Origin of the sequence: Rhizobium mongolense USDA 1844, from assembly GCF_000419765.1 — a bacterium.
Taxonomy (GTDB): Bacteria; Pseudomonadota; Alphaproteobacteria; order Rhizobiales; family Rhizobiaceae; genus Rhizobium; species Rhizobium mongolense.
Map to the genome: position 1 here is coordinate 82,082 of NZ_ATTQ01000002.1, position 24,237 is coordinate 106,318.

23 protein-coding genes and 1 pseudogene are annotated in these 24,237 nt (G+C 59.5%); 15 read left to right on the forward strand and 9 right to left on the reverse strand.

Features of this window, described 5'->3' with window-relative positions; translation table 11 throughout:
- Positions 1 to 3: 3 nt before the first annotated feature.
- Positions 4 to 459, reverse strand: coding sequence for a GNAT family N-acetyltransferase (locus A3C3_RS0103485; RefSeq protein ID WP_028739370.1), 456 nt, complete (start codon positions 457 to 459; stop codon positions 4 to 6).
- A 12-nt stretch (positions 460 to 471) separates the two neighbouring features.
- Entirely contained in the window at positions 472 to 2,103 is a 1,632-nt protein-coding gene (locus tag A3C3_RS0103490) for an MFS transporter (RefSeq protein ID WP_022713229.1), read from the reverse strand.
- Positions 2,104 to 2,338: 235 nt separating this feature from the next.
- Here A3C3_RS0103490 and rimP point away from each other — a divergent pair, with 235 nt between their 5' ends.
- The 10 genes and pseudogenes from rimP to A3C3_RS0103540 all read left to right on the forward strand — a co-directional run bounded on the left by rimP (position 2,339) and on the right by A3C3_RS0103540 (position 14,479).
- Positions 2,339 to 2,944, forward strand: coding sequence for a ribosome maturation factor RimP (rimP, locus tag A3C3_RS0103495; protein ID WP_022713230.1), 606 nt, complete (start codon positions 2,339 to 2,341; stop codon positions 2,942 to 2,944).
- Positions 2,945 to 3,003: 59 nt separating this feature from the next.
- Positions 3,004 to 4,608 carry a transcription termination factor NusA gene (gene nusA / locus A3C3_RS0103500; protein ID WP_022713231.1) on the forward strand — a complete coding sequence of 535 codons (1,605 nt, stop codon included), beginning with the start codon at positions 3,004 to 3,006 and terminating at the stop codon, positions 4,606 to 4,608.
- Entirely contained in the window at positions 4,608 to 5,294 is a 687-nt protein-coding gene (locus A3C3_RS0103505) for an RNA-binding protein (protein WP_022713232.1), read from the forward strand. The genes nusA and A3C3_RS0103505 overlap by 1 nt, the downstream gene beginning before the upstream one ends.
- A 99-nt stretch (positions 5,295 to 5,393) precedes the next feature.
- The gene (gene infB / locus A3C3_RS0103510; protein WP_022713233.1) at positions 5,394 to 8,081 is read left to right on the forward strand and encodes a translation initiation factor IF-2; all 2,688 of its coding nucleotides are present in this window, start codon (positions 5,394 to 5,396) and stop codon (positions 8,079 to 8,081) included.
- 75 nt (positions 8,082 to 8,156) lie between these two features.
- Positions 8,157 to 8,564, forward strand: a complete 408-nt coding sequence (gene rbfA, locus A3C3_RS0103515) for a 30S ribosome-binding factor RbfA (RefSeq protein WP_022713234.1) — start codon at positions 8,157 to 8,159, stop codon at positions 8,562 to 8,564.
- 12 nt (positions 8,565 to 8,576) lie between these two features.
- Complete coding sequence (gene truB, locus A3C3_RS0103520) at positions 8,577 to 9,509, forward strand: tRNA pseudouridine(55) synthase TruB (RefSeq protein WP_022713235.1); 933 nt, start codon at positions 8,577 to 8,579, stop codon at positions 9,507 to 9,509.
- A gap of 129 nt (positions 9,510 to 9,638) precedes the next feature.
- Positions 9,639 to 10,482 (forward strand): annotated as a pseudogene (locus A3C3_RS41145) (alpha/beta fold hydrolase).
- Positions 10,483 to 10,638: 156 nt separating this feature from the next.
- Positions 10,639 to 10,908: a 30S ribosomal protein S15 gene (gene rpsO, locus A3C3_RS0103530; RefSeq protein ID WP_022713236.1), complete on the forward strand. Its 270-nt coding sequence runs from the start codon at positions 10,639 to 10,641 to the stop codon at positions 10,906 to 10,908.
- A gap of 339 nt (positions 10,909 to 11,247) precedes the next feature.
- Positions 11,248 to 13,389, forward strand: a complete 2,142-nt coding sequence (pnp, locus tag A3C3_RS0103535) for a polyribonucleotide nucleotidyltransferase (protein ID WP_022713237.1) — start codon at positions 11,248 to 11,250, stop codon at positions 13,387 to 13,389.
- Positions 13,390 to 13,462: 73 nt separating this feature from the next.
- Positions 13,463 to 14,479 carry a class I SAM-dependent methyltransferase gene (locus A3C3_RS0103540; protein WP_022713238.1) on the forward strand — a complete coding sequence of 339 codons (1,017 nt, stop codon included), beginning with the start codon at positions 13,463 to 13,465 and terminating at the stop codon, positions 14,477 to 14,479.
- Between the two features lie 387 nt (positions 14,480 to 14,866).
- Here the strand turns inward: A3C3_RS0103540 and fabI are convergent, their stop codons facing one another.
- Genes fabI through fabA form a run of 3 tightly spaced genes read right to left on the reverse strand, consistent with a single transcriptional unit; the run spans position 14,867 to position 17,476 of the window.
- Complete coding sequence (gene fabI, locus A3C3_RS0103545; RefSeq protein WP_022713239.1) at positions 14,867 to 15,673, reverse strand: enoyl-ACP reductase FabI; 807 nt, start codon at positions 15,671 to 15,673, stop codon at positions 14,867 to 14,869.
- Between the two features lie 4 nt (positions 15,674 to 15,677).
- Positions 15,678 to 16,901, reverse strand: coding sequence for a beta-ketoacyl-ACP synthase I (fabB, locus tag A3C3_RS0103550; protein WP_022713240.1), 1,224 nt, complete (start codon positions 16,899 to 16,901; stop codon positions 15,678 to 15,680).
- Positions 16,902 to 16,960: 59 nt separating this feature from the next.
- Complete coding sequence (gene fabA, locus A3C3_RS0103555) at positions 16,961 to 17,476, reverse strand: 3-hydroxyacyl-[acyl-carrier-protein] dehydratase FabA (protein WP_022713241.1); 516 nt, start codon at positions 17,474 to 17,476, stop codon at positions 16,961 to 16,963.
- 298 nt (positions 17,477 to 17,774) lie between these two features.
- Between fabA and irrA the strand changes: the two genes are divergently transcribed.
- A complete protein-coding gene (gene irrA / locus A3C3_RS0103560; RefSeq protein WP_022713242.1) occupies positions 17,775 to 18,191 on the forward strand; it encodes an iron response transcriptional regulator IrrA in 417 nt (138 codons plus the stop codon).
- Positions 18,192 to 18,194: 3 nt separating this feature from the next.
- Here the strand turns inward: irrA and A3C3_RS0103565 are convergent, their stop codons facing one another.
- Positions 18,195 to 18,830: a trimeric intracellular cation channel family protein gene (locus A3C3_RS0103565; protein WP_022713243.1), complete on the reverse strand. Its 636-nt coding sequence runs from the start codon at positions 18,828 to 18,830 to the stop codon at positions 18,195 to 18,197.
- A gap of 118 nt (positions 18,831 to 18,948) precedes the next feature.
- Between A3C3_RS0103565 and A3C3_RS0103570 the strand changes: the two genes are divergently transcribed.
- Positions 18,949 to 19,416 carry a hypothetical protein gene (locus A3C3_RS0103570; protein WP_022713244.1) on the forward strand — a complete coding sequence of 156 codons (468 nt, stop codon included), beginning with the start codon at positions 18,949 to 18,951 and terminating at the stop codon, positions 19,414 to 19,416.
- A 4-nt stretch (positions 19,417 to 19,420) separates the two neighbouring features.
- Here the strand turns inward: A3C3_RS0103570 and A3C3_RS0103575 are convergent, their stop codons facing one another.
- Complete coding sequence (locus A3C3_RS0103575) at positions 19,421 to 20,209, reverse strand: YdcF family protein (protein ID WP_022713245.1); 789 nt, start codon at positions 20,207 to 20,209, stop codon at positions 19,421 to 19,423.
- A 486-nt stretch (positions 20,210 to 20,695) separates the two neighbouring features.
- Here A3C3_RS0103575 and A3C3_RS0103580 point away from each other — a divergent pair, with 486 nt between their 5' ends.
- A complete protein-coding gene (locus A3C3_RS0103580) occupies positions 20,696 to 21,499 on the forward strand; it encodes a helix-turn-helix domain-containing protein (RefSeq protein ID WP_022713246.1) in 804 nt (267 codons plus the stop codon).
- On the opposite strand, the gene A3C3_RS0103585 is transcribed toward A3C3_RS0103580, so the two are convergent.
- On the reverse strand, positions 21,496 to 21,714 hold the full coding sequence (locus tag A3C3_RS0103585; protein WP_022713247.1) for a hypothetical protein: 219 nt from the start codon (positions 21,712 to 21,714) through the stop codon (positions 21,496 to 21,498). The two genes, A3C3_RS0103580 and A3C3_RS0103585, sit on opposite strands and share 4 nt — an antisense overlap.
- A 402-nt stretch (positions 21,715 to 22,116) precedes the next feature.
- On the opposite strand from A3C3_RS0103585, the gene A3C3_RS0103595 reads away from it, so the two are divergent.
- Together A3C3_RS0103595 and A3C3_RS0103600 are read left to right on the forward strand one after the other, a co-directional pair.
- Positions 22,117 to 23,160 (forward strand): SagB/ThcOx family dehydrogenase, encoded by a 1,044-nt coding sequence (locus tag A3C3_RS0103595; RefSeq protein ID WP_033419593.1) that lies wholly within the window; start codon positions 22,117 to 22,119, stop codon positions 23,158 to 23,160.
- Between the two features lie 103 nt (positions 23,161 to 23,263).
- Positions 23,264 to 23,620: a helix-turn-helix domain-containing protein gene (locus tag A3C3_RS0103600; protein ID WP_022713250.1), complete on the forward strand. Its 357-nt coding sequence runs from the start codon at positions 23,264 to 23,266 to the stop codon at positions 23,618 to 23,620.
- A 78-nt stretch (positions 23,621 to 23,698) separates the two neighbouring features.
- On the opposite strand, the gene A3C3_RS0103605 is transcribed toward A3C3_RS0103600, so the two are convergent.
- The gene (locus tag A3C3_RS0103605) at positions 23,699 to 23,905 is read right to left on the reverse strand and encodes a hypothetical protein (protein ID WP_028739373.1); all 207 of its coding nucleotides are present in this window, start codon (positions 23,903 to 23,905) and stop codon (positions 23,699 to 23,701) included.
- Positions 23,906 to 24,237: the final 332 nt, after the last annotated feature.

Sequence of the window (24,237 nt, forward strand, 5' to 3'; positions counted from 1 at the left end):
GTCCTATAGGCTACGCTTCAGCCCTTCATGGCTCGCAGTAAAGCCGAGCTTTTCATAGAAGCGGATGGAATCCGCCCGGGATTTGTCCGAGGTGAGCTGCACGAGCTTGCAGCCACGCGCACGGCATGTCTCTACCGCCCATTCGATAAATTCGGTCCCTAGCCCGCTGCTGCGCGCTTCCTTAGCAATCCTTACGCTCTCGATCTGCCCGCGCCACATGCCGGTGCGCGACAGTCCGGGAATGAACGAGAGCTGCAAACAGCCGACGACGTGATGCTTTTGATCCACGGCAACCGCCAGCAGTTGGTTTTTGTCCGCCTCGATTGCGGCAAAGGCTGTCTGATAGCGCCCATCGACGGGATTGGCGACGACCTCTCTGCTTCGCCCGATATCGTCGTCGGCAAGCAGCCGGATGATGTCGATAAGATCGGTTTCGCGGGCTTTTCGGAATGCGTGGATCATCGCATTGCCTCAGTGGTGAAGATCGATCGGCGCCTTGTGGAACACATCGTCGGATGGGGGGATGGTCTGCCGCTCAATCATGCGGTGAACATGCGGCGCTGCCGTGCCGCGGTGGAGGGCGCGCAGGCGATCGGCGTTTTCCGCATCGGCCTGCGTGCGGCGCTGGTTGTGGCGAATATACTCGACCCAGGTCGGCGTGTGATAGGTTTCAGTCCAGGTGCCGGGATTTTCGAGGTCTCGCATCAGTGCCCAGTTGCGTGCTCCGTCGCGGATTCGGATGCGCCGCCGTTCCCCCATCAGCTTCAGGAATTCGGGCAGGTCGCTATCGCCGATGTGATAATCGACCTGAATGACGATCGGTCCGCTGCGGGGCGTGATGTCGAGCCCAAGCGCGGGCTCGATGAACCGGTTGAGCGGGTCGAGATTGAGCGAGGCGAAGGCCGGCATCGAGAAGCGAAGTCCGATAAAGATGCCGACCAGCATAACCGCGGCTGAGCCATAAAGCGCATTCGAAACGCCGAAGCGATCGGCGGCCACACCCCAAAGCCAGCTGCCGCCGGCAATGCCGCCGAAGGTGACCGTCTGATAAAGCGACAGCGCCCGGCCGACGACCCAGCGCGGCGTCGAAAGCTGTACGATCGTGTTGAATAGCGAAAGCGCGAGTACCCAGCACGCGCCAGAAACGAGCAGCCCCGCCGAGGTGAGCACGGCAAACGGGCTTGCCGCGGCAATCACCATGCTGATGGCAAAACCGGTGAAGGCGTAGCGGATGATGGTCTCGCTGCTGAACATTTCGCGCAGCCGCGCATTGAGCGCCCCGCCGCCGATTGCGCCGATGCCGAAGGAGCCGAGCATGAAGCCGTAGGTCAGCGGCCCGCCGCCGACAAGATCGATTGCGACGATCGGCAGAAGCGCGAGCACCGAGCTCGCGCCCACGCCGAAGATCAATCCGCGGATAAGTACCTTTTCAAGGTTGGGCGACATCGAGACATATCGAAGACCGGCGGAGATCGCACTCCCGAGGCTTTCGCGCGGGAGACTGGAAGCGGGCAGCGATGGCTTCCAGCGCGTGAGTGCGTAGATGAGCGCAAAATAACTGACCGTATTCACCATAAAGGCAGCGGCGGCACCCGCCGTCGCGACAATGACGCCGCCGATGGCGGGGCCGACGCTGCGGGTCATGTTAAAGCCCATACTGTTCAGCGTCACCGCGTTCGGCAGGTCTGCCCGCGGCACCATATCGCCGACGGAGGCCTGCCAGGAGGGGTTGTTGAGCGCCGTGCCGCAGCCGATCAGGAAGGTGAAGAACAGGAGAAGCCAGGGCGTGATCCAGCCGAGCAGGGCACAGGCGGTGAGGATCGTCGAGACGGCTAGCATGAGGAATTGCGCCGTCAGCATCACCTGCCGCCGGTCGAAATTGTCGGCGAGCGCGCCCGAGATGAGCGAGAACAGCATTATGGGAAGCGCTGTCGAGGTCTGGACCAGCGCCACCATGTCCTCGGAAGCGGTGAGGGTCGTCATCATCCACGCGGCCCCTACCGCCTGGATCAACCCGCCGAAATTCGAGGCGAGGCTTGCGAACCAGATTGTGCGGTAGGTTTCATGCTTCAGCGGCGCCAGCGTTGATGAATTGGATGGCACGATTCCTCCCGCTTGCTAAATTTCCCTCGGCTTCCAATATATGATGAAGCTCGACGGTGGCTAGGCGCGATTGCGCCGCCGCGGCGCATTTGAGCCGAGAGCTTGCAATTTCGTAAAAACAGGCCTATATGCCACTCAAATTCTTGATCGTGCGATGAAGAGTGGGCCGCAAGGACCCGCTCTTTTTTATTAGCGCGATCGTCTAAATGCATGAAAATTGCGAGGAGCGCATCGCTTGTCGGATCCGACGAACGCAGACAATGAACTTGAGCCGCGGTTGATTACCGAAACCGGGCTTGACCAGCGCCTTGCCGACATCATCGAACCCGTGCTCACCGGCATGGGCTTTCGCCTGACCCGCGTGCGCATGCTCAACCAGAACGGCGCTACGCTGCAGATCATGGCAGAGCGCAACAATGGCACGATGAGCGTCGAAGACTGCGAAGAGGTCTCGATGGCCATTTCTCCGGTTCTTGATGTGGAAGATCCGATCGATCGGGAGTATCATCTGGAGGTGTCTTCGCCCGGTATCGACCGTCCTTTGGTGCGGAAATCCGATTTCACCCGTTGGCAAGGGCACCTTGTGAAGTGCGAAACGTCGATCATAGTCGCCAACCGCAAGCGCTTTCGCGGAAAGATCATCGAAGCGGACGCGGATGGTTTCACGCTCGAACGTGACCAGGTTGCCGATGGCGAAGAGCAGAAGGTCACCATTCCCTTCACGGCGCTCAGCGATGCGAAGCTCATTCTGACCGACGATCTGATTCGCGATGCGCTGCGCGCCGATAAGGCCGCGAAAGCGCAGGCAGCGAATCAGAACGAGGCGGAAGACGAAGAATAACCGATCAACTACGGCTCCAGGGACGGGAACCCGGAAGGCCAGGACGGAGAGATAAGACAATGGCAGTTAGTGCGAACCGGCTCGAACTTCTGCAGATCGCAGATGCAGTGGCGCGCGAAAAGGTCATCGACCGCGAAATCGTGCTTGCCGCGATGGCGGATGCGATTCAGAAGGCGGCGCGCTCCCGTTACGGCACGGAATCGAACATCCGCGCCGATATCAATCCGAAGACCGGCGAAATTCGCCTGCAGCGCCTGCTCGAAGTCGTCGAGAAGGCAGAAGACTACTCCACGCAGATCCCGTTGGAGCTGGCCCGCGACCGCAATCCCGACGCAGCGCTTGGCGACTTCATCGCTGATCCGCTGCCGCCGATGGATTTCGGCCGTATTGCCGCCCAGTCGGCCAAACAGGTCATCGTCCAGAAGGTTCGCGAAGCCGAGCGTGACCGGCAGTTCGACGAATTCAAGGATCGCGTCGGCGAAATTGTCAACGGTACTGTCAAGCGCGTCGAATACGGCAACGTCATCGTCGATCTCGGCCGTGGCGAAGGTATCATCCGCCGTGACGAAATGATCCCGCGCGAAAACGTCCGCTACGGCGACCGCGTTCGCGCATATGTCTATGACGTCCGCCGCGAACAGCGCGGTCCGCAGATTTTCCTGTCGCGCACGCATCCGCAGTTCATGGTCAAGCTCTTCACCATGGAAGTGCCGGAAATCTACGACGGCATCATCCAGGTCCGCTCGGTCGCCCGCGACCCGGGTTCGCGTGCCAAGATCGCCGTCATCTCGAACGATAGCTCGATCGATCCGGTCGGTGCCTGCGTCGGTATGCGCGGTTCGCGCGTCCAGGCCGTCGTTGGCGAGCTTCAGGGCGAAAAGATCGACATCATTCCCTGGTCGCAGGATCCGGCGACCTTCGTCGTCAACGCGTTGCAGCCGGCTGAAGTCGCCAAGGTCGTTCTCGACGAAGATGCAGAACGCATTGAAGTCGTGGTTCCCGACGAGCAGCTTTCGCTGGCGATCGGCCGTCGCGGTCAGAACGTGCGCCTCGCGTCGCAGCTGACCGGCTGGGATATCGACATCATGACGGAAGCCGAAGAATCCGAGCGCCGTCAGAAGGAATTCAACGAACGCACCAACCTCTTCATGGATGCGCTCGATGTTGACGAAATGGTCGGCCAGGTTCTGGCTTCCGAAGGTTTTGCCGCCGTTGAAGAACTCGCCTACGTCGACCTCGACGAAATTTCGTCGATCGACGGCTTCGATGAAGAGACGGCGCAGGAAATCCAGCAGCGTGCTCGCGAATATCTCGAGAAGCTCGAAGCGGAGATGGACGAGAAGCGCAAGGCGCTCGGCGTTTCCGACGAACTGCGTCAGATCGACGGTATGACCGCCCAGATGATGGTTGCGCTTGGCGAAGACGGCATCAAGACGCTGGAAGATTTCGCAGGCTGCGCGGCGGACGATCTCGTCGGCTGGACAGAGCGCAAGAACGGCGAAACCAAGAAGTTCGAAGGCCTCTTCTCGAAGTTCGACGTTTCACGTGTCGAGGCCGAGCAGATGGTCGTCCAGGCACGCCTTGCTGCCGGCTGGATTACCGAGGAGGATCTTGCGAAGGACGCTGAAGTAGTCGAAGCCGACGCTGCCGAGCAGGAAGCATAATGATCGCGGAGCTGCACGCTTCTCCTGAGGATGATGATCTTGCAGGTTATGACGTGAACAGCCGCATGTGCATTGTGACGCGTGAAAGCGGATCGCCGGATGAGTTGATCCGCTTCGTTGCAGCGCCCGACGGGACGGTGATCGCCGATCTGAAGCGTCAGCTTCCGGGACGCGGCTGCTGGGTCAAGCTTGATCGCGCGTTGGTCGACAAGGCGGTGGCGAAGAAGTCTTTCGCCCGCGCATTGAAGGCGGATGTGAAGGCAGCAGCCGATCTCGGTGAAACCGTCGACCGGCTGCTGGCACAGCAGCTGATGCAGATGATGAACATGGCGCGCAAGGCGGGCCAGTTCGTCAGCGGCTCCTCGAAAGTGGATGCCGCAGTCAGAAGCGGAGCAGCACTCGCCGTGTTCCATTCGACGGATGCCGCGGACGATGGCGTGAGAAAAATCGACCAGGCTCGTAAGGCCTGGCACCTCGGAATGGAAACCGAGGAGAAAATACCTTCTTTCCGTCTCTTCTCGGAGAGCGAAATGGAAGGCGTGATGGGCCAGAATGCTTTTATCCATGCCGCAGTGCTTGCAGGGCAGGCAGGTGAGGGTGTAGTGAAGCGCGCAAAGATGCTCGAAATGTACCGCAGCGGCGGTCAATCCCGGGCACCAGGCGGCGCTGGCCAGCAAAAACAATGATGCGGCGACCGGCACCGGCCGGCCTATCATTGATCGAAAAGTATTTGAACGATAGGGTTTGATGACGTCATCGCTCCCTGTCCGAAGGAACGGGAACGAATGACAGATAGCAATGACGACAAGACGCTTGGAGCAAAGAAGACGCTTACCCTGAAGCCATCGGGGATAAGCCAGGGCACCGTGCGCCAGGATATGGGCCGTGGTCGCACCAAGGCGGTCGTTGTCGAGACGCGCAAGCGGCGCCCGATGCGCCCCGAAGACGATCGCCCGACCACGCCGGCTCCAGCGCCCCGCGCGGCAGAATCCGCTCCGGCGGCAACGCAGGCGCAGGCGCCTGCGCCTCGCATCCAACAGCCGGGCGGCCAGCCGCCGCGCCCGCAGCAGCCGGCTTCGCAGGCTCCTCGCCAGCAGGACCGCCCGCGTCCGGTTGTCCTGAACCATCTTTCGCCTGAGGAAATGGACGCCCGACGGCGCGCGCTAGCGCTGGCCCAGGTCCGTGATGCAGAAGATGCAGTCCGCCGGGCTGAAGAAGAAAAGCGCCGTGCAGCCGAAGACGCCGCCCGCCGCGAAGCGGAAGCAGCCGAAGCAGCCCGACGTGCAGCCGAAGAGGCCGCCCGTCCGTCTGCGCCGGTCGAGGAAGCTCCTGCGCCCGAAGCAGTTGAGGTCCAGGCGGAGGCTCCGCGCCCGGCGCCGGCCGTGCGCCGTCCCGAGACTTCGGCGCCTGCTTCTGCACGTCCGGCTCCAGCTGGGGTTGCGCCGGTGGTCCGTGGCCGCCGTCCCGAAGGTGAGGAGGAAGAGCGCGGATCTCCTCGCGGGGCTCCTGCCCGTGGCAGGGTCGTTCGTCCGGAACCGGCAAAGCCGGTGACGACGCGTCCGAAGACCGAAGAGGAGCGCCGCCGCGGCAAGCTGACGATCACGACGGCAAATGTCGACGACGACGGCAATGCGCGCGGCCGTTCGCTTTCCGCTATGCGTCGCCGCCAGGAGAAGTTCCGCCGCAGCCAGATGCAGGAAACGCGCGAGAAGATTTCCCGCGAAGTCATTCTGCCGGAGACCATCACCATTCAGGAACTGTCGCAGCGCATGTCCGAACGCGCCGTCGACGTCATCAAGTTCCTGATGAAGGAAGGCCAGATGATGAAGCCAGGCGACGTCATCGACGCCGATCTGGCAGAACTCATCGCTGGCGAATTCGGTCATACCGTTAAGCGTGTTTCTGAATCCGACGTCGAACTCGGCATCTTCAACGTGACGGATGAAGGCGGCGAACAGGTCTCGCGTCCGCCGGTCGTCACCATCATGGGTCACGTCGACCACGGCAAAACCTCGCTGCTCGACGCCATCCGCCATGCGAACGTGGTTGCTGGCGAAGCCGGTGGCATTACGCAGCATATCGGCGCTTATCAGGTGGAACAGAACGGTCAGAAGATCACCTTCATCGACACCCCCGGCCACGCCGCCTTTACGGCAATGCGTGCACGCGGTGCGCAGGCAACCGATATTGCCGTTCTCGTCGTCGCTGCCGACGATAGCGTGATGCCGCAGACGATCGAATCGATCAACCATGCCAAGGCGGCAGGCGTTCCGATCATCGTTGCGATCAACAAGATCGACAAGCCGACTGCCAATGCCCAGAAGGTTCGCACCGAACTTCTGCAGCATGAGGTCTTCGTCGAGTCCATGGGGGGTGAAGTTCTCGACGTCGAAGTTTCGGCGAAGAACGGCACCAACCTCGACAAGCTGCTCGAGGCGATCCTGCTGCAGTCGGAAATCCTTGATCTGAAGGCCAACCCGGACCGCACCGCGGAAGGCACGGTCATCGAAGCTCAGCTTGATCGCGGTCGCGGTTCCGTTGCGACGGTCCTCGTCCAGAAGGGTACGCTGCGTCCCGGCCAGATTATCGTCGCTGGTGATGTCTGGGGCCGCGTGCGTGCCCTCGTCGATGACAAGGGAAACCATGTCAAGGAAGCGGGGCCGGCCACTCCGGTTGAGGTTCTGGGACTTTCAGGCACGCCGCAGGCGGGCGACAAGTTCGCCGTTGTCGAAAACGAAGCTCGCGCCCGCGAGATTTCCGAGTACCGTCAGCGGCTTGCCCGCGACAAGGCTGCTGCCCGCCATTCGGGCCAGCGCGGCTCGCTGGAACAGATGATGAGCCAGCTTCAGACGGCTGGCGTCAAGGAGTTCCCGCTGGTCGTCAAGGGCGACGTGCAGGGCTCGATCGAGGCGATCGCCGGTGCGCTCGACAAGCTGGGAACGGACGAAGTTCGCGCTCGCATCGTGCATTCTGCGGCTGGCGGTATCACCGAGTCGGATATCTCCCTTGCGGAAGCATCCGGTGCTGCAATCATCGGCTTCAACGTTCGTGCGAATGCGCAGGCGCGTACGCTCGCCGAGCGTCAGGGCATAGAAATCCGTTACTACAACATCATCTACGATCTCGTGGATGACGTTAAGGCAGCGATGTCAGGCTTGCTCTCTCCGGAGCGGCGCGAAACCTTCCTCGGCAATGCCGAGATCCTCGAGGTGTTCAACATCACGAAGGTCGGAAAGGTCGCGGGTTGCCGCGTTACCGAAGGCAAGGTCGAGCGTGGCGTCGGCGTCCGCCTCATCCGCGACAACGTCGTCATCCACGAAGGCAAGCTCAAGACACTCAAGCGCTTCAAGGATGAAGTCTCGGAAGTACATTCCGGCCAGGAATGCGGTATGGCCTTCGAGAATTACGAAGACATCCGCGCGGGCGACACGATCGAATGCTTCCGCGTCGAGCACATCACCCGCACGCTTTAACGGCGCGAGACTGGAATTTTCGACGGGCGCCGGATCATCAGAGGCCGGCGCCCGAACCTTTTTGGGCAGAGAATAATGGCAACAAAACCCACATCCTCGGCACCTTCGCAGCGCATGTTGCGCGTCGGCGAACAAGTGCGTGCCGCGATCACGCAGGTTCTCCAGCGCGGCGAAGTGCGCGATGACGTGATCGAAAAGACCGTCATTTCGATCTCTGAAGTCCGCATGTCTCCGGACCTGAAGATCGCGACGGCCTATGTGACGCCGCTTGGCATTTCCGATCATGGCGCAGTCATCGATGCGCTGAACCGCAACGCAAAATACATCCGCGGCCGTCTCGGCCCGCAGCTTCGGCAGATGAAATACATGCCGGAGGTCCGTTTCCGCGACGATACGAGCTTCGACAACTACAAGAAGATCGATGAATTGCTGCGCTCGCCCGAAGTCCAGCGCGACCTCGACGGCGACACTGAAGAAGAATAGCAGAAGAAGCGAATGTCTAAACCACGCAAACCCAAAGGCCGCCCGGTTTCCGGCTGGCTGATCCTCGACAAGCCCGTTGATTTCGGTTCGACGGAGGCCGTCTCCAAGATCAAGTGGCTCTTCAAAGCGCAGAAATGCGGCCATGCCGGCACGCTCGACCCGCTGGCGTCTGGAATGCTGCCGATTGCGCTGGGCGATGCGACGAAGACTGTTCCCTATGTCATGGACGGCCGCAAGATTTACGAATTCAAAGTGACCTGGGGGGAGGAGCGCGCAACCGACGACCTCGAAGGCGAGGTGACTCGGAGTTCCAACAAGCGCCCGACAGAGGAGCAGATCCGCAATCTTCTTCCGAAATACACCGGTGTCATCAGCCAGGTGCCGCCGCAGTTTTCCGCGATCAAGATCGCCGGCGAGCGCGCATATGATCTGGCGCGCGACGGCGAGACGGTCGAGATTCCTTCCCGTGAAGTCGAGATTTTTCGCCTGACGCTGCTTGCCTGCCTGGATGAGAATACCGCGCATTTCGAAGTCGAGTGCGGCAAGGGCACGTATGTACGCGCGCTGGCTCGCGATTTCGGCCGCGAGCTCGGCTGCTACGGCCATATCTCCGGGCTACGCCGGACCTTCGTGGCACCTTTTGCCGAAGACAGCATGGTGGCTCTCGCAAGCCTCGTTGCGCTTGAGAAACTTGAAAACATGGACGAGCGTCTTGCCGCGCTCGACGCCCTGCTGATCGATACCAGCGAAGCCTTGTCCTCACTCCCACACCTTGCCGTCAACGACGATCAGGCACATCGCCTGAGGATGGGCAATCCCATTCTGGTGCGTGGCCGTGATGCGCCGGTTTCCGAAAGCGAAGCCTATGCGACGGCACGCGGAAAGCTCGTCGCCATCGGCGAGATCGGTCAGGGAGAGTTCCGCCCGAAGCGCGTCTTCGTTTAAGTCGCAATGCGTCTTTCCGGGAACGCCACCGCGCCGAATTGAGCTACGGATGGTAATTGTCAATCATCGCCCTTGAGCTATGTTTCTCCTCTTTGCGGCTAGAAGGCCGCCCGGCTTGAGGAGCAGGTCATGCGCGCAGTTGCGGTCGCAGTCGCGATATTCTTTCGGCCGTTCTTACGGCCGCAAGCGCCCGGTCGGCCGGGCGGAATTGCCCGCCTTCCCTCCCATGCCGGCGACGAAGGCGAGCGGCATGGCGCCAGTAAACGACATCAAGATGTATTACGCCGCGTACGGTGCGGGCGACCCGATCCTGTTCATCCATGGGGGCCTCGGCAGTGCCGACGTCCGGGGCCGTCAGGTCGAGGATTTTGCCAAAGACCATCTTGTGATCGTCGCCGACAGCCGCGGGCACGGGCGTTCGACGCGCAGCGGAGAGCCCTTCGGTTATGATCTCATGACGTCCGATTATGTCGCACTGCTCGATTATCTGAAGCTCGACCAGGTCACGCTTGTCGGCTGGTCGGATGGAGGCATCATCGGCATCGATATGGCGATGAAACATCCCGAGAAGTTGACGCGTGTCATCGCGCAGGCTGCCAATGTGACGACGGAGGGCGTAAAGCCGGACGTGATGACGAACAAGACGTTCAGCGCCTACATTAATTCCGCGGGCGAAGCCTACAAGAAGCTCTCGCCGACACCGAACGAATATGACGCATTCGTCAACCAGATTTCGGCGATGTGGATGAGTGAGCCCGCCTGGACTGCTGCCGACCTCGGCAAGATTACCGTGCCCGTCACCCTGGCCATCGGCGATCACGACGAAGCGATCAAGCTCGATCACACCGAAAGGATGGCGAAGGAGATCCCCGGTGCTTAGCTCGTCATCCTGAAGGATGCCAGCCATTTCGCAATGCTGCAGGATCCCGAAGGGTACGATGCGATGATCCGTGACGCGATGGCGGGCAAGTGATAAATCCGCCATCTGGTGCGGGGCCCTTTCCATCGAGGCTCATTTGGTTTATAGGCAGCGCCAGCATCAGGCAGGACCTGAGTGCGTTCGCGGCCGAAGCTGGACGACATCCCGGCTTTTGGCGACCTAATCTCCTCTCATAGAAAGGAACATCCGATGTCGATTACAGCTGAGCGCAAGAAGGCTCTCATCAAGGAATACGCAACGTTCGAAGGCGACACCGGTTCTCCGGAAGTTCAGGTTGCGATCCTGACCGAGCGTATCAACAACCTGACGGAACATTTCAAGGGTCACAAGAAGGATAACCATTCCCGTCGTGGCCTGCTGACGATGGTTTCGAGCCGCCGCTCGCTTCTTGACTATCTCAAGAAGAAGAACGAAGGCCGCTACACCAAGCTGATCACCAGCCTGGGTATCCGCCGCTAATGATTTCCGGCGGGCGTTCCTTATGGACGCCCGCCGGATGCTTTTGAGGGGGCCGATGGCCCCATGAAATTCTGCCGCCGCGCCCTATCTTCGCGTGGAGGAAATACGGTGGACCCGGATGGGCCGGTTCTGCCAAACCAACCGTTGACCTGTCATGGGGCAGGATTGCCGGATGCTTTCGGCCAAAGTCTTTCAAGGAGGGCTTTGGTCCGGTTTCTCAGGAAGCTGGGGATGAAAAGCCTCCCGTTGTCTTGCCCATGATACGTCACACTAATTGCGGTCGACTGTGCGCTGCGCTTTCCGCGACGGCGCGCGCTCCCGCATCGAAGGACAAGACATATGTTCGATACCCATACCGTGGAAATCGAGTGGGCTGGCCGCCCGCTGAAGCTCGAAACTGGCAAGATCGCCCGTCAGGCTGATGGTGCCGTTCTCGCGACTTACGGCGAAACCGTGGTTCTCGCCACCGTCGTTTCCGCCAAGGCGCCGAAGCCGGGCCAGGACTTCTTTCCGCTCACTGTCAACTACCAGGAAAAGACCTACGCGGCCGGCAAGATCCCCGGCGGCTATTTCAAGCGCGAAGGCCGTCCGAGCGAAAACGAAACCCTCGTTTCCCGCCTGATCGACCGCCCGATCCGTCCGCTCTTCCCGGAAGGCTACAAGAACGACACGCAGGTCGTCGTCACTGTCGTCCAGCATGACCTGGAGAACAATCCGGACATCCTATCGATGATCGCGACCTCGGCTGCCCTGACGCTCTCCGGCGTTCCCTTTATGGGTCCGGTCGGCGGCGCGCGCGTCGGATATATCAATGGCGAATACGTCCTGAACCCACATCTCGACGAGATGGACGAATCGAGCCTCGATCTCGTCGTCGCCGGCACGCATGACGCGGTTCTGATGGTCGAATCTGAAGCCAAGGAGCTTCCGGAAGACGTCATGCTCGGCGCCGTCATGTTCGGCCACAAGGGCTTCCAGCCGGTTCTCGAAGCGATCATCAAGCTCGCTGAAGTTGCCGCCAAGGAGCCTCGCGATTTTGCACCGGAAGACTATTCGACTCTCGAAAACGCAATGCTTGGCCTTGCAGAAGCCGAACTTCGCGAAGCCTACAAGATCACCCAGAAGGCTGATCGCTACGCCGCTGTCGATGCCGTCAAGGCGAAGGTAAAGGAGCACTTCCTGCCGGAAGAAGGCGAAGCCGAATATACGGCCGAAGAAGTCGGCGCGATTTTCAAGCACCTGCAGGCAAAGATCGTTCGCTGGAACATTCTCGACACCAAGAGCCGCATCGACGGCCGCGATCTCGAGACCGTTCGCCCGATCGTCGCTGAAGTCGGCCTGCTGCCGCGCACGCACGGTTCGGCTCTGTTCACCCGCGGTGAAACGCAGGCGATCGTTGTCGCCACGCTCGGCACCGGCGAAGACGAGCAGTACGTCGATTCCTTGACGGGTATGTACAAGGAAAACTTCATGCTGCACTACAACTTCCCGCCCTACTCGGTCGGTGAAACGGGCCGCATGGGTTCCCCGGGCCGCCGCGAGATCGGCCATGGCAAGCTTGCATGGCGCGCCATCCACCCGATGCTGCCGTCGGTTGAGCAGTTCCCCTATACGCTCCGCGTCGTCTCGGAAATCACCGAGTCCAATGGTTCCTCCTCGATGGCAACCGTCTGCGGTACGTCGCTGGCGCTGATGGATGCAGGCGTTCCGCTCGCAAAGCCGGTCGCCGGTATCGCCATGGGCCTGATCAAGGAGGAAGAACGCTTTGCCGTTCTTTCCGACATCCTCGGCGATGAAGACCATCTCGGTGACATGGACTTCAAGGTTGCCGGTACGGAAGCAGGCATCACCTCGCTGCAGATGGACATCAAGATCCACGGCATCACCGAAGAGATCATGCAGATCGCTTTGGATCAGGCGAAGGGCGGCCGTCTGCACATCCTCGGCGAGATGGCGAAGGCCATCTCCGAAAGCCGCGGCCAGCTCGGCGAATTTGCTCCTCGCATCGAAGTCATGAACATCCCGGTCGACAAGATCCGTGAAGTCATTGGCTCCGGCGGCAAGGTCATTCGCGAAATCGTCGAAAAGACGGGCGCGAAGATCAACATCGAAGACGACGGCACCGTCAAGATCGCATCGTCTTCCGGCAAGGAAATCGAAGCGGCCCGCAAGTGGATCCACTCGATCGTCGCCGAGCCGGAGATTGGCCAGATCTACGAAGGCACGGTCGTCAAGACCGCTGACTTCGGCGCTTTCGTCAACTTCTTCGGCGCCCGTGATGGCCTCGTCCATATTTCGCAGCTGGCTTCCGAGCGCGTTGCGAAAACGCAGGACGTCGTCAAGGAAGGCCAGAAGGTCTGGGTCAAGCTCCTCGGCTTCGATGAGCGCGGCAAGGTCCGCCTGTCGATGAAGGTCGTCGACCAGACGACTGGCCAGGAACTCCCGGCTGCCGAAAAGAAGAAGGAGGAGGCGGCTGAGTAAGCCGCGCCTTACCAACCGTTCATGGGCGCGGGATTTTTCTCGCGCCCTTTTTGTATGAAATCGAGAAGAGATCATGAGCCGCGAAACGCTGAAGACCCTGCTCCATCCCTTTGCGAGCGGTACCATTGATCCGCCGCGCGAGGGTGCGCGCGTACTGTTCCTGGGTGCCGAAGCAGGCTTCGTGCTGCCGGAGGGCTTTGCCGCGTCCCTCAGCGCCGTACAGGGCTTCCGGCCGCTCTACAGGCAGCTTCTGTCGCAGCGAATCGAAGCATGGCCTCAGATCGAAGGCGAAGATTATGATGCGGCGCTCGTGCTCTGCACGAAGCACAAAGGCGAGAACGAAGCGAATATCGCTGCAGCACTTTCCCGCTTGAAGGCCGGTGGCCTGATCGTCGTTGCCGGTGGCAAGGAAGACGGCATCCAGCCGTTGCGCAAGCATCTGGAAGGCTTCGGCCTCGATATCAAGCACATGCCGAAATACCACGGTGTTGCATTCTGGTTTACGCGGCCGAAGGACGTCAGCGAAGCTGTTTCGAAATTCGCCAAGTCACCGGTGCGCGTCGACGGACGCTTCAATGCTTCAGCCGGCATGTTCTCGCATGACCGCATCGATGACGGCTCGGAGCTGCTCGCCTCGCGCCTTCCGACAAATTTCACCGGCGACGCAGCCGATTTCGGCGCAGGCTGGGGCTATCTCTCGGTCGAGCTTGCGGAGAAATCGCCGAACCTCGAGCGCCTCGACCTCTACGAGGCCAACCACGCGGCTTTGGAGGCCGCCAAGGCCAATCTGGCCGAGAACTGCCCGAACGCACCGGCACGCTTCTTCTGGCACGATCTGGCGGCCGAACCGGTCAAGGACAAGTACGATTTGATCATCATGAACCCGCCCTTTCATGAAGGACACGCGGCTGAGCCTTCGCTCGGCCAGGCAATGATCAAGACGGCTGCATCGGCGCTACGCGGTGGCGGCCGTCTCATGCTCGTCGCCAATCGCGGTTTGCCCTACGAGCCGGTGCTTGCTGCAAATTTCAAGGAAAGCGGCGAAACCTGCCGAAACGCGCGCTTCAAAGTGCTCTGGGCGAAGAAATAGGAAAGGCGGCCAGTCCGCCATCCCACGCCCTGCAATTCCTCCGGGGACTGGAGAAGACCAGGACCGCCGGCTGTACCGCCATAAAGCCTGGTACAAGATCGTCATCGAAGCCTGTGTGAAGGCGCGCTACCGGAAGCACTTCGAGATAACCAAAGAAGCGCTTGGCTGGCTGCTTGGGCAGACCGAACCCCGCACCAGATTGTAGCGGCGATTTGTAAGGAGCGGCCTTTCGGAATTGAAGCGAGCAAGCGGTGACAACTGACGGCTTTCCGAACTCTGTCCAATAACAGAGCAGATATCCGCTGCGGCCATTTCGCTGATAGAAGACCGGTGTCCTGCCGCCCTGGAGCAACAGGCATCGCCGGCGACTAAATTAATCTGCCACGCTTACTCTACATCTGCCTTACGCAGCGTATCCAGCGTCGGCATCGAGGTTATGTTGTAGCCAGCGTCCACAAAATGGATTTCGCCGGTCACGCCTGCTGACAGGTCGGAGAGCAGGTAGAGGGCGGAATTGCCGACCTGATCGATGCTGACGGTCTTGCGGAGGGGAGCATTCCGCTGGTTCCAGGAGAGGATTGCACGGGCATCCGAGATGCCGGCGCCGGCCAGTGTGCGGATCGGGCCCGCGGAGATGGCGTTGACGCGGATGCCGCGCGGACCGTAGTCGGCGGCGAGATAGCGCACGGACGCCTCCAGAGCAGCCTTTGCAACCCCCATGACGTTGTAGTTCGGGATGACGCGTGTGGAACCGTTATAGGTGAGCGTCAGCATCGAACCGCCCTCGGCCATCAGCGGTGCGCAGCGCCTGGCGATCTCCGTAAAGGAAAAGCAGGAGATGACCATCGTTCGGCTGAAGTTTTCGCGCGTCGTATCCGCGTAGAGGCCCTTCAGCTCGTTCTTGTCGGAAAAACCGATGGCATGGACGATGAAATCCAGTTTGCCCCAACGCGCCTCCAGCGCACCGACAATGCCGTCGACTGAGGCAATGTCTTCGACGTCGCAGGGTAGGACGAAATCCGAGCCCACTTCCGCTGCGAGCGGTTTCACCCGCTTGCCAAGCGCCTCTCCCTGATAGGTAAAGGCAAGCTCGGCGCCTTGGGCTGCAAGCGCCCTTGATATACCCCAGGCGATAGAATGGTCGTTGGCGACGCCCATGATGAGCCCGCGCTTACCCTGCATGATTGCGGTCATGTTCTTATCCGTTGTAGCGCTGGAAAACGAGCGTCGCGTTGGTGCCACCGAAGCCGAAGGAGTTGGAAAGGGCGATGTCGATCTTGGCGTTGTCGATGCGCTTGCGGACGATCGGCACTCCATCGAATTCAGGATCGAGTTCCTTGATGTGGGCGCTTTCGCCGATGAAGCCTTCCTGCATCATCAGGATCGAATAGATCGACTCCTGGACGCCGGCTGCACCCAGCGAGTGACCTGTCAGCGACTTGGTCGACTGGATGTGAGGCATCTTGTCGCCGAAGACCTCCCGGATCGCGCCGATTTCCTTGCTGTCGCCCACCGGCGTAGAGGTGCCGTGCGTATTGATGTAGTCGATATCGCCCTTCACCGTCGAGAGTGCCTGACGCATGCAGCGCACAGCACCTTCGCCCGAAGGAGCGACCATGTCGTAACCGTCGGAGGTCGCGCCGTAGCCGACGATCTCGGCGTAGATCTTCGCGCCGCGTGCCTTGGCATGCTCCAGCTCTTCAAGTACGAGAACGCCGGCGCCGCCGGCGATGACGAAGCCGTCACGGTTGACGTCGTAGGCGCGCGAAGCCGTTTCCGGCGTGTCGTTGTACTTGGAAGACATCGCGCCCATGGCGTCGAAGAGGTTGGACATGGTCCAGTCGAGGTCTTCGTGACCGCCGGCGAACATCACGTCCTGTTTGCCCCACTGGATCATCTCCGCGGCATTGCCGATGCAGTGTGCAGAAGTCGAGCAGGCCGACGAGATCGAGTAGTTGACGCCGTGGATCTTGAACCAGGTTGCAAGTGTCGCCGAAGCCGTGGACGACATTGCCTTCGGCACGGCAAACGGGCCGATGCGCTTCGGACTGTTGTTCTTGATGGTGATCTCGGCAGCTTCGATCAGCGTGCGGGTGGATGGACCGCCGGAGCCCATGATGATGCCGGTGCGCTCGTTGCCGCTGATGACGGACTCTTCGAGACCGGAATCGGCAATCGCCTGCTTCATGGCGACATGGTTCCAGGCGCCGCCTTGCGACAGGAAGCGCATTGCGCGGCGATCGACCAGATCGGTCGGATCGAGGCTGGGACGACCCCAGACCTGGCACTTGAAGCCATGCTCGGCAAAATCGTTGGAGAAGGAAATGCCGGACTTGGCATCGCGCAGCGAGGCCGTGACCTCACCAGCATCATTGCCGATCGAGGAAACAACGCCCAGACCCGTGACAACTACCCGTCTCATGTGTTTCGACCTTTTCGTTTTTTCTATCTTGGAATACCGGGCCGTTTCGCCCGGTAGAGTCAGGCGGCCTTTTCCTGGAAAAGGCCGACGCGCAGATCGGTAGCCTTGTAGATGACCTCACCGTCGGCCTTCATCCAGCCATCGGCGATGCCGAGAACGAGACGGCCGCGCATGACGCGCTTGAAGTCGATGCCGTATTCGACAAGCTTCGTCTTCGGCGTCACCATGCCAGTGAACTTCACCTCGCCGGTAGAGATTGCACGGCCCTTGCCAGGCTCACCGAGCCAGCCGAGGAAGAAGCCGGTCAGCTGCCACATGGCGTCAAGGCCGAGGCAGCCCGGCATCACGGGATCGCCCATGAAGTGACAGGGGAAGAACCAGAGGTCCGGCGTGATGTCGAATTCGGCGCGAATGAAACCCTTGCCATGCGGTCCACCGTCTTCGGAAATCTGCGTAATGCGATTGAACATCAGCATCGGCGGCAGCGGCAGCTGCGCATTACCCGGGCCGAACATTTCGCCGCGGCCGCAGGTCAGGATTTCCTCATAGGTGAAGCTGGATCGTTTCGTTGTCATCAAAATTCTGTTTCCCCCGCACGTGCCAATGGAGTGAGTGTTTAGTCCAAGTTCCAAGGAAAATGAAGCATAAGCATGGCTAGTTCTACCCCGCCTTTGAACTGACTTGTCGCCTTATTTGGTGGTCGCATACAGGAAGGCCAAGGCCCCGGCCAGACCCAATTGCGTCAAAAGCCCGATTTTCCGGCGTTTCGGGGGCCATTGTCCCCATCGGAACTATTGAAAGGCTCCCGCGCAAAAGATATATGGCTTAGGAAACCTGATTGATTGACGCTAGAATAACCGGAGTTCTTCCCTTATGGCGGCTGCAGCCCCGATCGCAATCGAAGCCAGACTGCGCAGCGCAGGCCTGCGACCGACGCGTCAACGCGTTGCGCTCGGCGATCTGCTTTTTGCAAAAGGCGACCGGCATCTGACTGTCGAGGAACTGCACGAGGAAGCAGTTACCGCCGGCGTCCCGGTTTCTCTGGCGACCGTCTACAACACGCTGCACCAGTTTACCGAGGCCGGCATGATCCGTGTTCTCGCCGTCGAGAGCGCCAAGACCTATTTTGACACCAACGTCTCCGACCATCATCACTTCTTTGTCGAAGGCGAAAATGAAGTGCTGGATATTCCGGTCAGCAACTTAATGATCGGCAATCTACCGGAGCCGCCGCAGGGCATGGAAATCGCCCATGTCGACGTTGTAATCCGCCTGCGCCCGAAGCGCTGAAGTTCACATGACATCGTCAGGGTGGCGACCGGGCTTGTGCCTGTAGGTCGGGAACGTCCATCCAAACCATAATGCGCCGCCGCGTACGGCGAAGGCTGCGACAACGCCGAGGGCGGACGCGCCATAAAGCGGCAGGCCGAGTTCAGTTGCACCGGTAAAGATGCCCGCACCGAAGAGTGCTGCGGTGATGTAGATTTCGGGTCTCAGGAGCACGGAAGGCTCGTTAGCCATCAGATCGCGCAACACGCCCCCGAAGGTTGCCGTCAGTGTCCCTGTCACGATCGCGATCGTCGGCGAGCCTGTCGCGGCAAGTCCCTTGGCCGCACCCATGACGCAATAGGCGGCGAGCCCCACCGCATCGAGCCAGATCAGCAGCCGGTAACGCGACTCCACGAGATGGGCGGTGAAGAAAACCACGATGCCTACCAGACAGCAGATGACGATATAGGCTGGGTTCAGCACCCAGAATACCGGCACGCGGCCAAGCACGATATCGCGCACCGTACCGCCGCCGGTGCCTGTTACCATCGCAAAGAAAAGGAAGCCGATGAGGTCGAGCTGCTTGCGCGAGGCGGCGAGCGCACCCGTCGCGGCAAAGAGTGCGATGCCAGCATAATCGAGATAGACGAGCAGAGACATTGATTGGCCCCCAAAGCCGGCAGACGATACTGAACTGAATCACGGCGGCAAGGGCTGCGCAAGGCAGATCGTCCAGGATGGACGCCTGTCAGTGTCCATCCGACAAAAGAGGAAAGCCGTGAAAGCGCTTCTCATCGTCCTGAACTTCGTAGCCCTCCTTGTTTCCCAGTCGGCCTCTGCGCAGCAATCGCTGATCTCGGATCCGGAAATCTACGAGAAGAAGCATTTCACCGAGCAATGTACGAAGGCCGAATTTTCGGACGCTTACATCACGCGCCAGGACATCAACAATGACGGCCTTATCGACGCCGTGGTCAATGAGGGCGAATTGACCTGCGACGGAAAGAAGGGGCCGCAGTGCAACGACGATGGCTGCACCTATAATTTCTACCTGCAGGTGGCCGAGGGCGGCTATTTCATGATCGCGACGGCGCAGATTTACGGCTACGATTTCATCAAGCGCTTCGGCAATATGGTGCTGGCCATGAAGATGCATCCACGCTTCTGCGATCGCACCGACGGTGGTCCCTGTATCGTAACGGCGCGCGTTCGCGGCACGAAGTTTGTCACCATTTCAAAGAAATAGTGGTTCAGCCTGGATAGAGCTCGGACGTTCGACCAGCAAAGTAATAGCCAACGAGACCGTACCATTCGCGCACGGCGGTCGCCATGTTCTGGGCATTGAGGCTCGGCTGGGTGAAGTCGATGCCCAGCGCAACATGACCATCCGTCCGGTAATCCGTCGGCCACGGCACGACATCGATGCCTTGCTTGCGGAAAATGCCGACCGAACGCGGCATGTGATAGCCTGATGTGATCATCAGGCAGTTCGAAAGTCCCTGGCTTGCCAGCAATTCCTTGGTATGAAGCGCATTTTCGAAGGTCGTGCGGGATGTTCTGTCTTCGACAAGCCGTTCACGCGCAATCCCGAAAAGCGGAAAGAAGCGCGACGAGGCGGCCGCATCGCCTTCATATTTTCCAGAAATCGAGCCATCCCCGCCGGAAATCAGAATACGCGATTGCGGATATTGCTGCGCCAGCCGCAGCGCCTCGATAAAACGATCCGCGCCCGCATTGAACTCAATTCCGTGGCTGGTCGTATTCACTTCATTTTCAAATGCGCCGCCGAGAACGATCATGCATTGCAAATTATCCGGATCACGGCCCGGCTTTGGAAAGCGCAACTCCAGATCCTGGAGGAGGTAATTGCCTGTTGTGGTGAAAAGGATGACGAAGAGCAGCAGTGTGCCGAGCGCCGAGAAAAACACGGCGAGCCTTCTGAAGCGGAGAACGACGGCAAGGAATGCGAAGAGAATTAGGAAGAACACCAGCGATAGCGGCTGGCCGACGACCCAGACTAACTTCGAGAACAGAAACAATGATACCCCCATGTCAAAATCAGCGGCATCTTATCCGATTCGATTGTGACGGGAATGACGGACGCGCATGGCACGATCGGAAGCTTGTGGGCTTTCGAGCACAGGAATGCCGTTGCTTCAAGCAAAGCTCGGTAAGCGTTTACGTCAATCAACGCGATGACACGCGTCGTCTCCGCCATCGTTATCGTCGCCACGCAAAGCATTGGCCCGCTTGCTTTGGCTGTGTGTCCAATGGCTGCTTTCTTAGGGTGTCGCTTTTCCGGTGCTGTCGCTGGTCATGCCGGCTGTCCGGCGCATCGCTTCATTTATCGTTGAATTATAACGAAAAAATACCGGCAGATCACACGGGCTGCCGGCAGTGTGTATCGCCGCCGCGCAGATCAGGCTCAACCGGATCATCCCCGGATTTGTCTCGCGGCCCGTTTGTGTTCCGTCTTTCGAGCCGCTAGTTTGAGGCCGAATCATCTCCTGGAAGCCATCGCGGACATGTCTGCACTTGAGAATTTCGCCGAAAATCTGCGGCGCCTCTGCCTTGCCAAGGCAGGCAGCATCAGCGCTGCCGCGCGCGGTATGCAGATCGGCCGTTCGCAGATCGAATCCTATCTTCAGGCACGGCGCGCACCCGGCCGGGCCTCTGTAAAGAAGATTTGCGAATATCTCGGTGTGACCGAGGAAGAGATGTACCAGCGGCCGGTTGCGGTCGATTTGGACCACGGCCGTCCATCAGCGCAACGCATCTTGTCTGCTGCGCGGGATGCACTGGAACCGCTCCTCTTTGCCGATCCTTCCGCGGGTATCGCACCCGGCATTTATCATGCCTACATGACGATCCCTGGTACGCCGGAGAGCCTACTTTGTGCCGTTGTTGTAATTGCCAAGCAGGGAAGCGCCACGACTTTCCGGCGTCTTACCAATCGCGCGATCAAGAAGGGCGAATATTGGTCCCGCTTCACCGGCGATCACAAAGGCATTGTCGTCGAGCGGCTCAATTGCCTTTCCTTCGTCGCGGCCAATCAGATTGGTACACAAGAGCCGACGCTCATGCGCCTTCGGTGGCTGCCATTTTCCGAGAAGCTGCTTGGAGGGCACGCCATGATTTTTACGCCCGCTGGACCGTCCTTCAGCGCCGTTGTGATGGTGCCGCTGAGCACGAGGATAAACCTCAGAACGGCGCTGCGCGTCGCGAAAGTCTACCGAACGGCCGATGAGGCCGTTCCGCGGATCGTACGGGACATGATTACCCAGCAACGTGCCGATTTCATCTCTTCGGTCACACGCGATCTCGGTTAGTTGAGCGACAGCCCGGCTTCATGGGTCGCGGGCGCGTGATCGACGTTGACGCGGTGCGCCTCGATCAGCGCCATAGACAAGAGGTAGGTCAGCATTGGCTGCCGGGCGCTGCGGCTCTGCGCGATCAGCGTGTTCAGCATGTCGATCGTATAGTCACCGACCCCATCATTCAAAATCAGCGTTTGTTCGGCTTGTGCAGTCTTTTTATGAGTCATCGTGCTTTCTCCGGCGTCTAGTCGAGTTCATTCTCACATTATGATTGGCATAATTCACGTTTTTCGGCTAGATATTTCTGTATAAACACAAAAATAACGATTTTAATTCAGAAATTATCGATTTTTGACTTAAACTGAAGCAATACGCCACTGTGATGTATCAAACTAATATTTGCGAATTAATCGAATATTTTCGATTGGCGCCTCATTGTTCGGGCTGCGATCAACACCGATTGCTTTCGAACCGAGGAGATGGAGCATGCAGAAGAAGAGCAAGCCGAACCTTAAGGTGACTGCAGCCAAGGCCAAGCCGACGTTTGTCAGCCGCGGCATGATGTTCCGCATCGATTAAGCGATGAGATGCCTGCCGGGCGAATGCGTTGCGGCGGGCATTTTTCTGCGATGCGCTATCGTTCCTCCCGCACACTCGTCTTCCATAATGATGGTGCCGAGTTCGTAGCCTGTAATTTCCTCACCAAGGCTGTCTTCGAGTGCAGCCCGGACCTTCTGGATTTTTTGCGCGCTGTTGCCGAGTGGAGTGATCGCGCCGCGATCCGCGATCAAGCGCCCGGCCATAGTGAGGACGAACTCGATGAAACGCTTGCGGCGCTCGTCGAGATGTCCGCACTCGTCGTCGAAGGATCTGAACTTGAGATGCGGGAAGACGCTTTCCGCCAGCATTGGAAGTGGGGCGTGCCCGCCGCCCTGATGCATTTTTGCGTTCAGGACCCCGATTACATGTCCCTTAATGAGGCCGAAGATCTGCAGCGCGCTGCGCTCGCAAGCGATGGCGAGATCGAGCTCTACAGCCTCAATTCGGGGCAAGGCGATGTCATTTCGCTATCCGCCGAACCCTCCGGAAATTCCTTGCTGGAGCTGATGGCGAGGCGGCGGACTCAACGCCACGGTCTTACGAAGGCCGTGTCATTGCACGCGCTCTCCGAAGCGCTTTTCGCGGGCCTTGGGATTACCGGCACTGCACGAAATTCCGTGGTGACGCTGCCGCTGTCGATGACACCGTCCGGCGGCGCACGCAACCCTTATGAAGCCTATGTTTTTGTGAAGGCGGTCGATGGGCTGGCGCCAGGAATCTATCACTATTCGGCCTTCGAGCATTCGCTGGCAAAGATATCGGACGCTTCGCCTCCTCTCGCCGATCTCGTGGGCGGCCAGGAATGGGCGGATACCATGCCCTGCATGATCGTGCTCGTTGCCCATATGGACCGCAGCATGTGGAAATACAGCGATGCCAACGCCTACCGCGTGGTATTGATCGAGGCCGGGCACATCGGGCAAAACATCATGCTTTCGGCCACGGCGCACGGCATGACGGCTTGCCCCACCGCGGCCTTAAGCCATACGCGGATCGGCGAATTGGTTGGTCTGCGCAATCCTGCTCATGCGCCGATCTACGCACTGACGCTCGGTTACCCTGACGTAGCGTAAAGTCCAAAAAAAGTCGGTTGAATTTTGCAACTATCGGGTTGAGTTCTGCTCAAGAACCGGCATAGTATCGTTAGGAATTCGTTAATAAATGAGGGAATGCTAGGTGCCGGATCCCGTAGATATCCTCGTCGGTCGCAACGTCAGACAACTCCGCGCCCGCCGCCGTGTCTCGCAACTCGAGCTGGGGGAAGCTCTTGGTTTGACGTTCCAGCAAATTCAGAAATACGAAAAAGGCACCAACCGCGTCTCCGCCAGCAAGTTGCACCAGATCGCGGTCTTTCTTGGCGTTGAGATCTCCGCCCTCTTTGAGGGCGCGGAAACGTCGCAATTCCCGTCGAAAGTGGCGCTAAGCCCCGAGGCTTATGAACTGGCTGTCAATTATGACAGGCTTCACTCGCCGGCGGGCAAAGAAGCGGTCAAGACCATTCTGACGCTGATGAGCGCGGAAAAGGCTGCCTGACGCTCCGATTGCGGCGCCATAACAAAAGAGTATCCCGGTACTATGCCCGCCGCAGGCGGGTTTCTTTTTTTCGGGATTCTAATGAAGTTCGCGCTCGTGCAGCGCGACAAGCAAGTCGTCCTGCGTGTGATGCCCGGCATGATAAAGGTCGATCGCAATGCTGGCGATCGAAAGGCCCTGCTGGCTGCGAAGCTTGATGTTGCGCTCGGCACACCAAGCGTAAAGCGCGCCGGCAAGGACGTCGACGTCATCCGGCTGAAAGGACAAGGAGGCTGCTGCCGTCATGGAAGTGACCTTCATTTGGTTTGTTCCCCAGAATTATGAGGGTAGTAGTGATGCCATTTCAGCAGGTTGCAAGCGGCATCCGCAGCCTGCGTTAACGCAGGACGTATTGCCGCTTTTCTCTGTTTCAAATTGGAACAGAATTGGCCGGCACTACGGAGCGGTTCTCGATTCGTGTGGTTTTGAGACATGCGCGCCATGTGCCGGGCGGCGGTCCATCCGGGGTCGCGTCCCGACAAGTGGTGTGGCTGGACGGTAGCGAGGCCGCTCGGGAGCGCGCCCTCGACAGCGCCGTAGCGAGCAAGCGGCGTAGCGGTGGCCATCGATGTTCCCCC

Coding starts and splice junctions, on each gene's coding strand:
- nusA (WP_022713231.1), top strand. CDS start 3,004: ATGGCAGTTAGTGCGAACCGGCTCGAACTTCTGCAGATCGCAGATGCA.
- A3C3_RS0103505 (WP_022713232.1), top strand. CDS start 4,608: ATGATCGCGGAGCTGCACGCTTCTCCTGAGGATGATGATCTTGCAGGT.
- infB (WP_022713233.1), top strand. CDS start 5,394: ATGACAGATAGCAATGACGACAAGACGCTTGGAGCAAAGAAGACGCTT.
- rbfA (WP_022713234.1), top strand. CDS start 8,157: ATGGCAACAAAACCCACATCCTCGGCACCTTCGCAGCGCATGTTGCGC.
- truB (WP_022713235.1), top strand. CDS start 8,577: ATGTCTAAACCACGCAAACCCAAAGGCCGCCCGGTTTCCGGCTGGCTG.
- rpsO (WP_022713236.1), top strand. CDS start 10,639: ATGTCGATTACAGCTGAGCGCAAGAAGGCTCTCATCAAGGAATACGCA.
- pnp (WP_022713237.1), top strand. CDS start 11,248: ATGTTCGATACCCATACCGTGGAAATCGAGTGGGCTGGCCGCCCGCTG.
- A3C3_RS0103540 (WP_022713238.1), top strand. CDS start 13,463: ATGAGCCGCGAAACGCTGAAGACCCTGCTCCATCCCTTTGCGAGCGGT.
- fabI (WP_022713239.1), bottom strand. CDS start 15,673: ATGACCGCAATCATGCAGGGTAAGCGCGGGCTCATCATGGGCGTCGCC.
- fabB (WP_022713240.1), bottom strand. CDS start 16,901: ATGAGACGGGTAGTTGTCACGGGTCTGGGCGTTGTTTCCTCGATCGGC.
- fabA (WP_022713241.1), bottom strand. CDS start 17,476: ATGACAACGAAACGATCCAGCTTCACCTATGAGGAAATCCTGACCTGC.
- irrA (WP_022713242.1), top strand. CDS start 17,775: ATGGCGGCTGCAGCCCCGATCGCAATCGAAGCCAGACTGCGCAGCGCA.
- A3C3_RS0103565 (WP_022713243.1), bottom strand. CDS start 18,830: ATGTCTCTGCTCGTCTATCTCGATTATGCTGGCATCGCACTCTTTGCC.
- A3C3_RS0103580 (WP_022713246.1), top strand. CDS start 20,696: ATGTCTGCACTTGAGAATTTCGCCGAAAATCTGCGGCGCCTCTGCCTT.
- A3C3_RS0103585 (WP_022713247.1), bottom strand. CDS start 21,714: ATGACTCATAAAAAGACTGCACAAGCCGAACAAACGCTGATTTTGAAT.
- A3C3_RS0103595 (WP_033419593.1), top strand. CDS start 22,117: ATGCGCTATCGTTCCTCCCGCACACTCGTCTTCCATAATGATGGTGCC.
- A3C3_RS0103605 (WP_028739373.1), bottom strand. CDS start 23,905: ATGACGGCAGCAGCCTCCTTGTCCTTTCAGCCGGATGACGTCGACGTC.